Source organism: Brachybacterium sp. GPGPB12, from assembly GCF_038396325.1.
Lineage (GTDB): Bacteria > Actinomycetota > Actinomycetes > Actinomycetales > Dermabacteraceae > Brachybacterium > Brachybacterium conglomeratum.
On sequence record NZ_CP149573.1, the window covers coordinates 1422390 to 1436500 of the forward strand.

Annotated in this window: 12 protein-coding genes, 1 tRNA gene and 5 pseudogenes; 3 read left to right on the forward strand and 15 right to left on the reverse strand. The window is 72.0% G+C overall.

What is annotated here, in order from left to right; genetic code table 11:
- Positions 1 to 31: 31 nt before the first annotated feature.
- The 7 genes and pseudogenes from rplL to WKH84_RS08085 form a co-directional block, all read right to left on the reverse strand.
- Complete coding sequence (gene rplL / locus WKH84_RS08055; protein WP_062947591.1) at positions 32 to 421, reverse strand: 50S ribosomal protein L7/L12; 390 nt, start codon at positions 419 to 421, stop codon at positions 32 to 34.
- A 146-nt stretch (positions 422 to 567) separates the two neighbouring features.
- Positions 568 to 1086 carry a 50S ribosomal protein L10 gene (rplJ, locus tag WKH84_RS08060; protein ID WP_341856240.1) on the reverse strand — a complete coding sequence of 173 codons (519 nt, stop codon included), beginning with the start codon at positions 1084 to 1086 and terminating at the stop codon, positions 568 to 570.
- Positions 1087 to 1737: 651 nt separating this feature from the next.
- Positions 1738 to 2456 (reverse strand): annotated as a pseudogene (rplA, locus tag WKH84_RS08065) (50S ribosomal protein L1).
- 5 nt (positions 2457 to 2461) lie between these two features.
- Positions 2462 to 2893, reverse strand: coding sequence for a 50S ribosomal protein L11 (rplK, locus tag WKH84_RS08070; RefSeq protein ID WP_010550349.1), 432 nt, complete (start codon positions 2891 to 2893; stop codon positions 2462 to 2464).
- Between the two features lie 267 nt (positions 2894 to 3160).
- The gene (gene nusG, locus WKH84_RS08075; RefSeq protein ID WP_341856241.1) at positions 3161 to 4078 is read right to left on the reverse strand and encodes a transcription termination/antitermination protein NusG; all 918 of its coding nucleotides are present in this window, start codon (positions 4076 to 4078) and stop codon (positions 3161 to 3163) included.
- 76 nt (positions 4079 to 4154) lie between these two features.
- Complete coding sequence (gene secE, locus WKH84_RS08080) at positions 4155 to 4421, reverse strand: preprotein translocase subunit SecE (RefSeq protein ID WP_341856242.1); 267 nt, start codon at positions 4419 to 4421, stop codon at positions 4155 to 4157.
- Positions 4422 to 4483: 62 nt separating this feature from the next.
- Positions 4484 to 4556 (reverse strand) — tRNA-Trp (locus tag WKH84_RS08085).
- 221 nt (positions 4557 to 4777) lie between these two features.
- Between WKH84_RS08085 and WKH84_RS08090 the strand changes: the two are divergent.
- Both WKH84_RS08090 and WKH84_RS08095 read left to right on the forward strand, forming a co-directional pair.
- Positions 4778 to 6004, forward strand: a pseudogene (locus WKH84_RS08090) (pyridoxal phosphate-dependent aminotransferase).
- Positions 6001 to 7047 (forward strand): annotated as a pseudogene (locus WKH84_RS08095) (adenosine deaminase). Before WKH84_RS08090 ends, WKH84_RS08095 begins: the two co-directional pseudogenes overlap by 4 nt.
- 93 nt (positions 7048 to 7140) lie before the next feature.
- Here the strand turns inward: WKH84_RS08095 and galK are convergent.
- From galK to WKH84_RS08130, 7 genes and pseudogenes are all read right to left on the reverse strand, one after another.
- Complete coding sequence (gene galK / locus WKH84_RS08100; RefSeq protein ID WP_341856819.1) at positions 7141 to 8334, reverse strand: galactokinase; 1194 nt, start codon at positions 8332 to 8334, stop codon at positions 7141 to 7143.
- Between the two features lie 207 nt (positions 8335 to 8541).
- A complete protein-coding gene (locus WKH84_RS08105) occupies positions 8542 to 9069 on the reverse strand; it encodes a beta-propeller fold lactonase family protein (protein ID WP_341856243.1) in 528 nt (175 codons plus the stop codon).
- A gap of 85 nt (positions 9070 to 9154) precedes the next feature.
- A pseudogene (locus WKH84_RS08110) lies at positions 9155 to 9502 on the reverse strand (beta-propeller fold lactonase family protein); the annotation flags it as partial.
- Positions 9503 to 9616: 114 nt separating this feature from the next.
- On the reverse strand, positions 9617 to 10057 hold the full coding sequence (locus WKH84_RS08115; RefSeq protein ID WP_341856244.1) for a threonine/serine exporter family protein: 441 nt from the start codon (positions 10055 to 10057) through the stop codon (positions 9617 to 9619).
- Entirely contained in the window at positions 10045 to 10215 is a 171-nt protein-coding gene (locus tag WKH84_RS08120; protein WP_341856245.1) for a hypothetical protein, read from the reverse strand. The genes WKH84_RS08115 and WKH84_RS08120 overlap by 13 nt, the downstream gene beginning before the upstream one ends.
- Positions 10215 to 11006: a threonine/serine exporter family protein gene (locus WKH84_RS08125; RefSeq protein WP_341856246.1), complete on the reverse strand. Its 792-nt coding sequence runs from the start codon at positions 11004 to 11006 to the stop codon at positions 10215 to 10217. The genes WKH84_RS08120 and WKH84_RS08125 overlap by 1 nt, the downstream gene beginning before the upstream one ends.
- Positions 11007 to 11213: 207 nt before the next feature.
- Entirely contained in the window at positions 11214 to 11504 is a 291-nt protein-coding gene (locus tag WKH84_RS08130; RefSeq protein WP_341856247.1) for a DUF3017 domain-containing protein, read from the reverse strand.
- Between the two features lie 84 nt (positions 11505 to 11588).
- Between WKH84_RS08130 and WKH84_RS08135 the strand changes: the two are divergent.
- A pseudogene (locus tag WKH84_RS08135) lies at positions 11589 to 13120 on the forward strand (aspartate ammonia-lyase).
- A gap of 76 nt (positions 13121 to 13196) precedes the next feature.
- On the opposite strand, the gene ppk2 reads toward WKH84_RS08135, so the two are convergent.
- The gene (ppk2, locus tag WKH84_RS08140; RefSeq protein WP_341856248.1) at positions 13197 to 14102 is read right to left on the reverse strand and encodes a polyphosphate kinase 2; all 906 of its coding nucleotides are present in this window, start codon (positions 14100 to 14102) and stop codon (positions 13197 to 13199) included.
- Positions 14103 to 14111 lie beyond the last annotated feature (9 nt).

A 14111-nucleotide genomic window follows, 5' to 3' on the forward strand; every position in this document is an offset into this window, starting at 1 on the left:
GTGAGGCGCACGCCGGGGCGTGCGCCGGAGATCACTTGACGGAGACGGTCGCGCCGGCCTCCTCGAGCTTCGCCTTGGCGGCCTCGGCGTCCTCCTGCTTGACACCCTCGAGGACGGGCTTGGGGGCCTCGTCGACGAGCGCCTTGGCCTCCTTCAGACCGAGGGAGGTCAGGCCGCGCACCTCCTTGATGACGGCGATCTTCGCGGAGCCGGCCGACTCGAGGATGACGTCGAACTCGGTCTTCTCCTCCTCGGCGGCGGCCTCGCCACCACCGGCGGCGGGAGCGGCACCGGCGACGGCCACGGGGGCGGCGGCGGTGACGTCGAAGACGTCCTCGAACTGCTTCACGAACTCGGAGAGCTCGATGAGGGACATCTCCTTGAAAGCTTCGATGAGCTCGTCGTTGCTGAGCTTCGCCATGAGGGCGTTCCTTCCTGTAGGCGGGACCTGCGTCCCTGCGGTGTTGAGCGGCGCTCACGCGCCGGGTCTTGCGATCCGGATGCTCCGACGGGGCGACCGGGGGACAGCGCTGTGGCTGTGGTGCGGAAGCCTGTGAGCCGGAAGGCTCAGGCGGCTTCCTGCTTGGCCCGCGCCGCGTCCACGGTGCGCGCCGTCTTGGACAGCGGTGCAGCGAACACTGCGGCGGCCTTGGACATCGACGCCTTCATGGCGCCGGCGGCCTTGGCCAGCAGGACCTCGCGGGACTCGAGGTCCGCGAGCTTCTGGACGTCCTCCTGCGAGAGCGACTTGCCCTCGAAGTAGCCGGACTTGACCACGAGGTTCTCGTGGGTCTTGGCGAAGTCACGCAGAGCCTTCGCAGGCTCCACCGGCTCGCCCTTGATGAAGGCGATCGCGGTCGGCCCGCTGAGCGTGCCGTCGAACACGTCGATGCCGGCCTCGCGGGCGGCGATCTCCGTGAGCGTGTTCTTCACCACGGCGTAGGTCGTCTCGGAACCCAGCGCACGACGGAGCTCCTTGAGCTCCCCCACGCTGAGCCCGCGATACTCGGTGATGACGGCGGCGTCGGACTCACGGAACATGTCCGCGATCTCCGCGACGGCGTCCACCTTCTCGGGATTCGCCATGGCCCTCCTTCCAGAGGTCTCTCGCCACCGGGTGAAGGGCCCTGGAACAGGAAAAGGCCTCGACACGCAGGTGTCGAGGCCAGCACGCACGATCCGGCTCCCCGGGAGCAGCTGCTCCTCGGAGGGCGCGACCGTGCGGGTCGCGTTCGTTCACCTGCGCAGGCCGTCCCGTGGGGACTTCTTCGGTCGCTCTCCGGGTGGAGGGCGACGACCGGCGGTCTTCGGTAGGTCCAGAGTAGTGCAGGGACGGGTGTGCGCGCCACGGTGCGGGCGGCGGTCTCCGTCACAGTCCGGCGACGGGCGACGGGCAGCGGGCGGACGGCGGGGGGCGTCGGGTGGTGGGCGCCGAGAGCGCGCGGCTCGAGGCGACCGGCGGCGCCACCGGCTCTCCGTACCGCGCGACCCTCGGCGCACTTGTTCGACGAGAAGTACCAGCGAAGCGGTACCGGACGTCGATCAATTCACCTGCCGGCTCCGCTGCGGTGCGGGGGGCGCCTCGCGAAGCGGACCGGGGCGGAGCTGTTCGACGATCCGCTCCACTTCCCTGGTACGGATCGTCGAAGAGCCCCCAGGCGCGGCGCCCGACACAGCACGGCGCCCCGCCCACCTGAGCGGTGGGCGGGGCGCCGTGATGCGAGGAGGTGAGGAGGCTCAGGCCTCGTCGGTGTCCTCGAGGAGGTTGCGGGTGCGGTTCACGTCGACCGGGATGCCGGGACCCATGGTGGTGGACACGGTGATCTTCGTGATGTAGCGGCCCTTGGACGCGGACGGCTTGAGACGGAGGATCTCGTCCAGCGCCGCGACGTAGTTCTCGACGAGCCGCTTGTCGGAGAAGGAGACCTTGCCGACGATGTAGTGCAGGTTCGCCGCACGGTCGGTGCGGAACTCGATCTTGCCGCCCTTGATGTCGTTCACGGCCTTGGTGACGTCCATGGTCACGGTGCCGGTCTTGGGGTTCGGCATGAGGCCGCGGGGGCCGAGCACGCGGCCCAGCTTGCCGACCTTGCCCATCAGGTTCGGGGTGGCGACGGCCGCGTCGAAATCGGTCCAGCCGCCGGCGACCTTCTCGATCAGGTCGTCGTCGCCGACCTCGTCGGCGCCCGCCGCGAGAGCGGCCTCGGCCTGCGCGCCGGACGCGAAGACGATGACGCGCGCGGTCTTGCCGGTGCCGTTGGGCAGGTTGACGGTGCCGCGCACCATCTGGTCCGCCTTGCGGGGATCGACGCCGAGACGCATCGAGACCTCGACGGAGGCGTCGAACTTCGCCGGGCTGGACTTCTGCGCGAGGCGCGCGCGTCGAGCGGGGAGTAGGTGCGGCCCTCTTCGATCAGAGCGGCGCCGTTCTTGTAAGCCTTGCTACGGAATGCCATCGTTCTCAGCCCTCCACCGTGATGCCCATGGAACGAGCGGTGCCCTCGACGATCTTCGCCGCGGCCTCGATGTCGTTCGCGTTCAGATCAGGCATCTTGGTCTCCGCGATCTCGCGGACCTGAGCCTGGGTGATCTTGCCGACCTTGTCGGTGTGCGGCACGGCCGAGCCCTTCTGGAGGCCGGCGGCCTTCTTGATGAGCTCCGCGGCCGGCGGGGTCTTCGTGATGAAGGTGAACGAGCGGTCCTCGTAGACCGTGATCTCGACGGGGATGATGTTGCCACGCTGATCGGCGGTGCGATCGTTGTAGGCCTTCACGAACTCCATCATGTTCACGCCGGCGGCGCCGAGCGCGGGACCCACGGGCGGCGCAGGGGTGGCCTGGCCGGCCTGGATCTGGAGCTTGATGATGCTCGCGATCTTCTTCTTGGGAGCCATTGCTCTTCCTTACTGTGGTGTGGTCCGGGCGGAGCTCATCACGCGCTCCTCCCACTGCTGGACCCGCGCTCGCACGAGGCGGACACGGATCCGGGATGCGACGTTACCTGCACGTCGCGGCGGCGTCGACCTCGATCGTGCGTGATCTCGGTCGTACTCCCCCACCGGGGAGCCCGCCCGGCCGGAGCCGGACGCGCCGCGGGGATTCGGGGCGGACGCGGGCGAGGGGCCGCGCGTCCGAGGGCCCGCACGAGGCGGACCGGCTGGTCAGATCTTCGCGACCTGGTCGAAGCCGAGCTCGACCGGGGTCTCGCGGCCGAAGATCGACACGAGCACCTGCGGCTTCTGGGCCTCGGCGTGGATCTCGGAGATCGTGGCCGGCATGGTCTCGAAGGGGCCGTCCATGACGGTGACGGACTCGCCGACCTGGAAGTCGGGCACCTTCTGCGCGGCCGCGGGCTTCGAGGAGGAGCCGGACGAGCCGGAGGAGCGCTTCTTCTCGGGAAGGCCGACGGACGGCGCGAGCATCGAGAAGATCTCGTCGAAGGTGAGCGGGGTGGGCTCGGTCGCGTTGCCGACGAAGCCGGTCACGCCGGGGGTGTCGCGCACGACGCGCCAGGACTCGGTGGTCAGGTCCATGCGCACCAGCACGTAGCCGGGGATGCGCACGCGGCGGACGATCTTCTTCTGGCCGTTCTTGACCTCGGTCGCGTCCTCCATCGGGACCTGGACCTCGAAGATGAACTCCTCCATGTCCATGGTCTCGGTGCGCGTGGCGAGCTGGGTCTTCACGCGGTTCTCGTGCCCGGAGTAGGAGTGGATGACGTACCACTCGCCGGCCGCGGAGCGCAGGTGCATGCGCGCCTGCTGGACCGGGTCCTCCTCGGCCTCCTCGGCCGCGGGGGCGTCCTCGGCGGCCGGGGCCTCGTCGGCGCCGGCCGGCTCGTCGGAGTCGTCGGCTTCGGCGGGCTCGTCGGCGTGGTCGACGGGCGCCTCGGCGCTCTCGTCGCCAGCCGGCGCGTCGTCGTCGGAGAGCTCCGCGTCGAGCTCGGCGTCCTCGGCCGCGGTCTCCTCGGCGGCGACGTCCTCGCCCGCGGCCTGGCCGGTCGGGGCCGAGGCGGAGAAGGAGAGGGTGTCGTCGACGTCGTCGAAGGACTTGTCGGGGGTAGAGGTCGTCTCGCTCATCGGCGGGAACCTGCCTTCCTGGCTGCGGTGGACTGGTCGGTCACAGGGCTGTGCGAGGTGCGGATCAGGCGCCCGCTCACACGTCGGGGACCGTGAAGGCGATCCGCGAGATCCAGCTGAAGGCCGCGTCGAGCCCGAAGATCAGCAGGATCATGAAGGCGACGAACAGCGGCACCGTGATCGAGTACAGGACCAGCTCGCGCCTGCTGGGGACGACCACCTTGCGCGACTCGGCGATCACCTGACGGATGAACAGACCGATCGCCAGGAGCGGGTTCTTCGACCCGGAGCCCTGGACGTCACCGGTGCGCGGTGCCGACGGGGCGTTCTGGCTGGAGTTCACAGGGAGCTATCCGATCTCGTCGAGGTCATCCGCATCCGGCCGGGTGACCCCGGCCGGACCGGCAGGGCAGACAGGGCTCGAACCTGCAACCTGCGGTTTTGGAGACCGCTGCGCTACCAATTGCGCCACTGCCCTTCACGGGGACGAGCCCCGTGCGGTCGCCTCGCCCGGTCCCGGGACGTGCCCGGAGAAGCCTGAGCGATTCTGACCAGCGACCAGCATACAAGCCGACGGGGACTCGTGCGAATCGACCCGGATCACGTCACATTCCGGAGCCTCGGCGAGTCCCGGCCCGCCCCCGTTCCCAAGGGGCGTCCATCCTGGCGGCGCGGGGCGAGCTCTGTCACGATAGTCGGGTGACCACCGACGACGCACGCACTCCCGCCTCCCGTTCCCGCATCTCGCAGCGCATCGGCGCGATCGAGCCCTCCGCGACCCTCGCGGTCGACGCGACCGCCAAGGCGCTCAAGGCCGCCGGACGGCCCGTCATCGGCTTCGGCGCCGGAGAGCCGGACTTCCCCACCCCCGCGCACATCGTGGACGCCGCCGTGGAGGCCGCGCGCGATCCGCGCAACCACCGCTACTCCGCGACCGCCGGCCTTCCCGAGTCGCGCGAGGCCCTCGCCGCGTCGGTCTCGGCCACGACGTCGCTCGAGATCGATCCGGCCCAGGTGCTGGTGACCAACGGCGGCAAGCAGGCCGTGTTCCAGGCCTTCGCGACCGTGCTGGACCCGGGCGACGAGGTGCTCGCTGCCCGCCCCGTACTGGACCACCTACCCCGAGGCGATCCGCCAGTCCGGCGCGGCCGAGGTCCCCGTCCTCGCCGGCGCCGACCAGGGCTACGTCCCCACGGTCGCGCGGCTCGAGGCCGCCCGCACCGACCGCACCCGCGCCCTGGTGCTGTGCTCCCCCTCGAACCCGACCGGCGCGGTGCTCTCCCCGAGCAGGTCGAGGAGATCGGCCGCTGGGCGCTCGAGCACGGGCTGTGGGTGATCACCGACGAGATCTACCAGTCCCTCACCTACGGCGACATGCCCTTCACCTCGGTGCTGAAGGCCGTCCCCGAGCTCGCCGACACCACGATCCTGCTCGGCGGCGTGGCGAAGTCCTTCGCGATGACCGGCTGGCGGGTGGGCTGGATGGTGGGCCCCCTCGACGTCATCAAGGCGGCCTCGAACCTGCAGTCCCATCTCACCTCCCACGTCAACAACATCGCCCAGCGGGCGGCGCTCGCGGCGCTGAAGGGGCCGAAGGAGCCCGTCGAGGAGATGCGCCTCGCCTTCGACCGGCGTCGGCGGCTGATCGTCGAGAAGCTCTCCGCGATCGACGGCTTCACCGTGCCGACGCCCACCGGCGCGTTCTACGTCTTCCCCGACGTCTCGCAGGTGCTGGGCCGGGAGATCCGCGGCCGGAAGGTGAGCGGCTCGACCGAGCTCGCAACCGTGATCCTCGAGGAGGCGGAGGTCGCCGCGGTGCCGGGCGAGGCCTTCGGCGCCCCCGGCCACCTGCGCTTCTCCTACGCCCTCGGGGACGAGGACATCGTCGAGGGCATCGACCGGGTGGCCGCGCTCCTGGCGGGATGAGCCCCTCCCCCGCCGGATCGGGCCGCGACCTGCGGACCCTGCCCAAGGCGCATCTGCACCTGCACTTCACCGGCTCGATGCGTCCGACGACGCTGTGGGAGCTGGCGGCGGAGCGGGGCATGCGACTGCCCCGCTCCCTCACCGACGACGTGGCACTGCAGGTCGAGCCGGACCGGCGCGGATGGTTCCGCTTCCAGCGCCAGTACGACACCGCCCGCGCGGTCGTCGACTCGGAGTCGGCGATGCGGCGTCTGCTCCATGAGGCGGTGGTCGACGACGCCGCCGAGGGCTCGGGCCGGCTCGAGCCGCAGGTGGACCCGACCAGCTATGCGCCCTTCGTCGGCGGGATCACCCCCGCGGTCGAGATCGTGCTGGACCAGGCCGAGCGCTCCGAGACGGAGACCGGGGTCAGCGTCGGGATCGTGGTGGCCGCCTCCCGCACTCGGCATCCGCTGGACGCCCGCACCCTGGCCCGGCTCGCGGCGCGCCGCCGGCCGGGTGATCGGCTTCGGGCTCTCCAACGACGAGCGGCGCGGTGACACCGAGGACTTCGCCCCCGCCTTCCGCATCGCGCGGGAGGCCGGGTCGCTGGCGGTGCCGCACGGCGGGGAGTCGCTGGGGCCCGCGCACGTGCGGGAGGTCGTCGAGCACCTGCGACCGGACCGGCTGGGCCACGGGGTGCGCGCCGCCGAGGACCCGCAGCTGCTGGAGCAGGTGGTGGCGCCGGGATCGGGTTCGAGCTCTGCCCGGCCTCGAACGCCTCCCTCGGGGTGCTCGAGCACGCCGAGGACGTGCCTCTGCGCCGGCTGATCGAGGCCGGGGCGCAGATCGCGCTCGGCGCCGACGACCCGCCGCTGTTCGGCTCCCGGTCGCTGGACCAGTACGAGACCGCGCGGCGGATCGGGCTGGACGACGTCGAGCTCGCCGACCTCGCCGCCTCCTCGATCCGTCTCTCGGCCGCTCCCGCACCGGTCCGCTCCCGGCTCCTCGCGGGGGTGCGGGACTGGCTCGCGGCCCCCGCGCCCGGCGACGCGACGCGCTGACGACGGTGCCGCGCCGACGGCGGGGAGGCACCGACGGCGGGGAGGCACCGACGGCGGAAAGACGTCGTCCGCCGGTGCTTCCGGCGTCGCGGCTCAGCGGTCCTGGCCGGCGCCCTCCGAGGGCAGTGCCAGGAAGAACTCCGGGGCGGTGAAGCCGGCCGCGGCGAAGGCGGCGGCGATGGCCTCGGCGATCGACTGCGCCTGCTCCGCCTCCACCAGCGCGATGGTCGAGCCGCCGAAGCCGCCGCCGGTCATGCGAGCGCCGTGCGCACCGGCCTCGCGGGCGGTGTCCACGGCGAGGTCGAGCCGCGGCACCGTCACCTCGTAGTCCTCGCGCAGCGAGTCGTGGGAGGCGTTCAGCGGCGCGCCGAGCTCCGTGACGTGCGCGCGCACCGTCCCCTCGGCGAGCGGCGCGTCGAACTCCTGCACGCGCTGGATCTCGGTGATCACATGGCGGGCGCGGCGGCGCACGACCTCGTCGTCGATGCTCGCCAGGAGCTCCTCGAGCCGGGCGGGATCGGCGTCGCGCAGGGTCGGCACGCCGAGCGAGTCGGCGGCGCGCTCGCTGTCGGCGCGGCGCGCCGTGTACTCCCCGTCGACATGGGAGTGTTCGGCGCGGGTGTCGGTGATGAGCAGGGCGAGGCCCTGGGAGGCGAGGTCCCACGGCACCGCGCGGGTGGAGAAGTCCCGGCAGTCCAGGAACAGGGCGTGGCCCTCACGGGAGAGGACCGAGGCGGACTGGTCGAGCCCGCCCGTGGAGGCGCCGGCGAAGTCGGTCTCGGCGGTGATCGCGGCGCGCACCCGGTCCAGCGGCGTGGTGCCCAGGGTCAGCAGCGACTCGATCGCCTCGGCGGCGGCGCACTCGAGCGCGGCCGAGCTGGACAGGCCCGCCCCGAGCGGGACCTGCCCGTCGATGAGGACGTCCATGCCCTGGGTGACGGCGCCGGAGATGAAGGGGCGCGGCGCCCAGAGCACGCCGGCGACGTAGGCGGGCCAGCCCTCGACCGCGCCGGGCTCGAGCGCGGACGCGTCGAGGTCGAGCTCGAGGTCGTCCTGGGCGGAGCGCAGACGCACCCGCGAGGTGGGGGTGCGGGCGGCGGCGGCGAAGCAGCGGTGCGAGATCGCCATCGGCAGGCAGAGGCCGTCCTGGTAGTCGACGTGCTCACCGATGATGTTGACGCGGCCCGGCGCGGACCAGACCCCGTCGGGCACGTAGCCGAAGGACCGCTCGAACCTCTCGGCGGCGCGATCGGCGGGCGCGGAGCGCTCCGGTGCGGCCGAGAGCACCGCTCCCTGCCGAGCGGGAGCGGTGCGGGAGTCAGCGGCGCGGTCATCGGGAAGGGTCCTTCCAGGACGGGGCGAGGGCACGACGGAACCCACCGGCCGACCGGTAGGGCGCCGGTGAGTCTATCCGTCTCGCGGCCACCGTCGGCAACAGGTCCGCTGCGGAGCCGCTCACCCGCGTCCGGGGAGACCGCTCCCGGGACGCGGTCCTCAGGCCACAGGACGCACCGCGAGGCACGCGACCGACGGCGCGGGGATCGGCTCCCCGACCCGCGAGAGCTCCTCGCCGCGACGGCGCAAGACGTCGATCCGGTCGCTCTCCTGCGCGGCGACCAGCACCAGGTCACCCCACTGGGTGAAGTGACGCGGGTGCGCGCCCACCTCGACCTCGGCCACGCGCCGCGGCCGCATCGCGTCGAGGGAGAGCAGCGAGAGGGTGTCGGGCCCGCGATTGGCGACCAGCGGCGCTGACTCGTCGGCGACGAGCTCGATGTGGGAGAGCGCGGCGGCGGACTCGCCGCCGCTGGCCGGCATCATCGAGCGCACGGCCCAGCGGCGCGGCGCCTGCGGCATGACAGCGGGGACGGAGCGGGGCGAGGTCTCGTGGGCGCGCACGGCGGTGGCGACCATGCCGGAGCGCTCGCAGGCGATGTGGATCTGCTCGGACTCGTGGTCGGCCACGAGGTGGCGCGGCCCGTTCCCCCGGCTCAGCGAGATCTCCCCGGCGATGTCGATCATGCCGCCGGCGCCCTGGCGGTACAGCAGCGACGCGGTCCAGGCCGAGGTCGGGGACGGCGAGGGCCTCGGTGCCGGGCGGCGCCACGACCTGGTGCGGGTGCGGCGCCGTCTCCGCGATGCCGTCGGTCAGCTCGTGGTGGTCGTCGACGTCGATCTGCGCGGTGGGCAGGCCCTCCTCGTCCAGGCCCACCGTCGCCACGGAGCCGGAGCCGTACTGGGCGATCACGAGGGAGCGGCCGTCGCTGCCGTGGGCGAGGTGGCGACCGCCCGCCCCGTCCAGCGCGAGGTCCGCGACGACCTCCGCCCGCGCCCCGTCCTCGTCCACGCGCACGGTGACCACCCGCGTCGGCTCGGTCTCGAGCACCGCGTGCGAGCAGGGTGCCGTCCTCGCTCCACAGCACGAAGGAGGGGTCGGGCAGGTCGACGGCGGCACGACGCTCGACGGCGAGGCCCTGCCCGTCGGACCGCAGGGCCAGCGGCTCGATGCCGCGGCCGCGGCCGGTGCCGCTGGTGGAGTAGCCGGCGACGGCCAGCAGTGCGTTCTCGGTCATGGGACCTCCTCGTCCTCGTCGCGGCGCTCCCCGCGGTCGCGGTCCACGAGATCCGCGGGGGGCTCGAGGTCGTCGAGCAGGTCCGCGTCCTCGAACAGAGCCGGTGACAGCGCCGTCATCTCTCCGGTCATCGTAGACGGCTCGATCACCGGAGTGCCGCGACGACGCCGCATCGACCGCGTGCCGAGCGAGAGACGGCGACGGCGCATGGTGGTGAAGGGCGAGGAGATCGCCGGGGTGTAGGCGATGCCGCCGCGGCGGAAGTAGGGCATGATCCGCGAGGAGATGAGCTGGCCGAGCACGACGCCCGCGGCGATCGCGATCGCGACCTGCGCCGCCTCGAGCGACTCGGAGATGCCCACCGAGAGGTCGTCCTGCGGCCCGAGCAGGCCGCGGTAGATCCGGTCGCCGGGCACCAGCGGGATCACCCCGGCCATGACGAAGGCGAGGGAGGGGCGCGCACCCGGTCGGCGAGCGCGGTCGCGACCAGGCCGGTGAGGAAGGCGGCGACGCCGACGGCGACGGTGCGGTCGTTCAGCGTCCCGGTGATCAGGTGCGAGACGAGGCCCGAGCCGGCGGCGACCAGCGCGGCCATCAGCAGCGCGACCGGGGCGGGGTCTGGGTGCCGACGCCGTAGCCGAGCCCCATGCCGAGCCCCGAGATCAGCACCACCAGCGCCGTCGTGATCGACAGCGGCATCGACGCGGTCACGGAGATGTCCGCGCCGATCGCGTCGGCCGCGAGCGGCCCGGCGCGCACGCCCACCACGATGCCGACGGTGAGCATGAGCGTCTCGAGCATGCGTCCCGCGGCGGTGATGTACCAGCCCGTCACCGCGTCCTGCACGGCGCTGATCGAGGAGAGCCCCGCGAGCCGCACGATCAGGCACGAGACCACGACGATCGAGGAGTTCTGGGTGGGGTCGATCGCGCTGACCCCGATCGCCGCGGCGACGGCGACGAGCCCGCCGAGCGCCTGGCTGTAGAACGGCGGGATGCTCCACCGGGCCAGCGGCTCGGCCGCCGCGATCAGCGACCCGGCGGCGAGGGTCGCGGCGACCACGACGAGGTCGCCGGCGCCGAAGCTGAGCGCGGCCGCGCCGCCCATCACCGCGAAGCCCGCGACCACGAGCACGAGCCGGTACAGCGGCTGGCGGCGCGGGACCGCGGCGGCCCGGTGCCGGGCCTCGTCCAGCGGCGACTCCCCGGAGAGGTACTGGTGGGAGATGTCCTCGAAGGCGGCCAGGCGCGCGAAGTCCTGGGTCCGCTCCCCTGCCGAGCGGACCCTCGTGAACGGGGTCGCGGACTCGTCGGCGAGATAGGAGATCGTGACCTCGTTGAAGGTGACCTGCACGGAGACGTTGCGCAGGCCGGACGAGCTGGTCACCCGCAAGCACCGTCGCGGTGACCTCCGAGGCGGCGGCACCGTTGGTGAGCAGGCCCTCCCCGATCCTCATCGCGAGGTCGAACACGGCATGGAGCCGGGCGGAGTCGGTGGGCACGCACAGATCGTCCCACACCGCGGGCGGGCCCCGCTCCCGCCGGCGGGCCGACGAAGCTCACACCCCGACGGGCCCTCCCGGAGCGCTTCGGGTCAGAGGTTCGGCGAGGTGCTCAGCACCGCGATGCCGAGCGCGAGAGCGAGCAAGCACCGCGACGTCGAGGCCGCGGGAGCGGACGGCGAGCGCGCCGACCGCCCGCACCGGCGCAGGGCCCGCATCAGCGCGAGGACCAGCAGCAGGGCCGCCAGGAGCACGCCGGCCAGCGGCGCCGACAGCGTCGCCCCGATCAGGACGATCAGCGCGAGCGCGGGCAGGGTGAGGGCGAGCACCGTCTGCCGCCGGAAGGCGGCGCGGAGCGTGTGGGGGGATCGGGGCGCGCGCACCCGGCCATCGTACGGTCCCCGCCCCGCTACCCTGGCAGGGGCCGGCAGAGCCGTCGGCCACAGCGACATCCGGAGGATCCCACGATGACCAGCCCCGGTGCGACGTCGACCGGCACCCGCCGTGAGCACGACCTGCTCGGAGACCGCGACGTCCCAGCCGATGCCTACTACGGCGTCCAGACCCTGCGTGCGAAGGAGAACTTCCACATCACGGGGGTGGCTGCAAAGACTTCCCCCGGATGATCGAGGCCCTCGCCCAGGTCAAGCGCGCCGCCGCCCGCGCCAACCATCGCCTGGGGGCGCTCGACGACGAGCGCTTCGCCGCGATCGACCGCGCCTGCGAGGAGATCATCGGCGGCGCCCTCCACGAGCACTTCATCGTGGACATGATCCAGGGCGGGGCCGGCACCAGCACGAACATGAACGCGAACGAGGTGATCGCCAACCGCGCGCTGGAGATCCTGGGGCACGAGAAGGGGCAGTACGACCGGTCGCACCCCAACAACCACGTCAACCTCGGCCAGTCCACCAACGACGTCTACCCCACGGCGATCCGGCTGACGATCATGCTGTCCTTCCCTGCGCTGGCCGAGTCGATGGACCACCTGATCTCCACCCTGCGCGCCAAGGGCGAGGAGTTCTCCTCGGTCCTGAAGATGGGACGCACCCAGCCGCAGGACGCCGTCCCGATGACCGTGGGCCAGGAGTTCCACGCCTGGGCCACCACGATCGAGGAGGACGTCCAGCGCCTCACCCGCACCGCGACGCTGTTCCAGGAGATCAACCTCGGCGCGACGGCGATCGGCACCGGCATCACGTCCGATCCGCGCTATGCGGCGATGGCCACGGCCGAGCTCGCCGAGCTGACGGGGGTGCCCTTCGTGGTCTCCGCCGACCTGGTCGAGGCCACCAGCGACACCGGCGCCTTCGTGACCTTCTCCGGGATCCTCAAGCGCATCGCGGTGAAGATCTCGAAGATCTGCAACGACCTGCGCCTGCTGAGCTCCGGGCCGCGTGCCGGCCTGCACGAGATCAACCTGCCGGCCGTGCGGCCGGGCGACTCGATCATGCCAGGCAAGGTGAACCCGGTGATTCCGGAGGTCGTCAACCAGGTCGCCTACGAGGTGATCGGCAACGATCTCTCGGTGACCTTCGCGGCCGAGGGCGGTCAGCTGCAGCTGAACGTGTTCGAGCCGGTGATCGCCTTCAACATCCTCGAGTCCACGCAGATCATGACCCGGGCGATGAACACCCTCGCCGACCGCTGCGTCGCCGGGATCACCCTGAACGAGGAGGTGCTGGAGGACTATCTGCACCGCTCGATCGGGGTGGTCACGGCGCTGGTGCCGGTGATCGGGTACGCGGCCGCGACGGAGGTCGCGGAGGAGGCGCTGGCGACGGGCCGTCCGGTCCGGGACCTGGTGCTCGAGCGCGGCCTGCTGGACGAGGCACGTCTGGCCGGGCCGCTCTCCCCCGCCTCGATGACCTCGCCGCACCGGGCGACGGCCACCGGCACCATCCCGGCGCTCGACGAGGAGCCGGAGCCGGCCGCCGCGCCGGAAGAGCCCGACTCGGGCGAGGTGGCGCCGCCGCCGACGGAGCGCCTGGACTTCTGAGCCGCACCGGAGAGCTGACGGGCCGGTCACCCCCCCGGGGTGACCGGCCCGTCGCACGAGCGGCGCCGTCAGCGGCTCACTCGTCGGCCTCCTCCATCTTGCCGCGCATGACCAGCTTCGGGTCCGGGTCGCCCACGACCTCGTGGTCCTTGTCCTCGTACTCGAACTGGGAGAGGAAGTAGCGCATCGCGTTCAGGCGGGCGCGCTTCTTGTCGTTGGAGCGGATGATCGTCCACGGCGCGTACTTCTTGTCCGTGCGGCGGAACATCTCCTCCTTGGCCTCGGTGTACGCCTCCCAGCGGTCCAGCGACTCGAGGTCCATCGGGGAGAGCTTCCAGCGCCGCACCGGGTCCAGGCGCCGGATCGCGAAGCGGGTGCGTCGCTCCTTCTGCGAGACGGAGAACCAGAACTTGGTGAGGTGGATGCCGGAGTCCACCAGCATCCGCTCGAAGTGGGGGACCTGGTTCATGAAGGTCTCGTACTGCTCGGGGGTCGCGAAGCCCATCACCCGCTCGACTCCGGCGCGGTTGTACCAGGAGCGGTCGAAGAGCACCATCTCGCCCTCGGTGGGCAGGTGCTGGACGTAGCGCTGGAAGTACCACTGGCCGCGCTCGCGGTCGCTGGGCTTGTTCAGTGCGACGACGCGGGCGGTGCGCGGGTTGAGGTGCTCGGTGAAGCGCTTGATCGTGCCGCCCTTGCCGGCCGCGTCGCGCCCCTCGAAGATGATGACGGCCTTCTGGTCGTTGTCCTCGAGCCAGTACTGGAACTTCAGCGGCTCGACCTGGAGCTGGTACTTCTGCGGCTCGTACTCCTCCCGGTCCATCCGGGTCTCGTACGGGTACCCCTCCTGCCAGGTGTAGACCGGGTTCCCCTGAGGGTCGATCAGGTCCGGGTCCGGGGTGTGGCCGTCCTGGACCGAGTACCCCTCCTCGCGCAGGTGCTCGATGTACTCGCGCAGGCTCTGGTTGTCGGGGATCTTCACGGTCACTCC

What these genes read in the sequence shown, in the direction of transcription:
- rplL (WP_062947591.1), bottom strand. Translation starts at nt 421, where the DNA reads ATGGCGAAGCTCAGCAACGACGAGCTCATCGAAGCTTTCAAGGAGATG.
- rplJ (WP_341856240.1), bottom strand. Translation starts at nt 1,086, where the DNA reads ATGGCGAATCCCGAGAAGGTGGACGCCGTCGCGGAGATCGCGGACATG.
- rplK (WP_010550349.1), bottom strand. Translation starts at nt 2,893, where the DNA reads ATGGCTCCCAAGAAGAAGATCGCGAGCATCATCAAGCTCCAGATCCAG.
- nusG (WP_341856241.1), bottom strand. Translation starts at nt 4,078, where the DNA reads ATGAGCGAGACGACCTCTACCCCCGACAAGTCCTTCGACGACGTCGAC.
- WKH84_RS08105 (WP_341856243.1), bottom strand. Translation starts at nt 9,069, where the DNA reads ATGATCGACATCGCCGGGGAGATCTCGCTGAGCCGGGGGAACGGGCCG.
- WKH84_RS08115 (WP_341856244.1), bottom strand. Translation starts at nt 10,057, where the DNA reads ATGGCCGGGGTGATCCCGCTGGTGCCCGGCGACCGGATCTACCGCGGC.
- WKH84_RS08120 (WP_341856245.1), bottom strand. Translation starts at nt 10,215, where the DNA reads ATGGCCGCGCTGGTCGCCGCCGGCTCGGGCCTCGTCTCGCACCTGATC.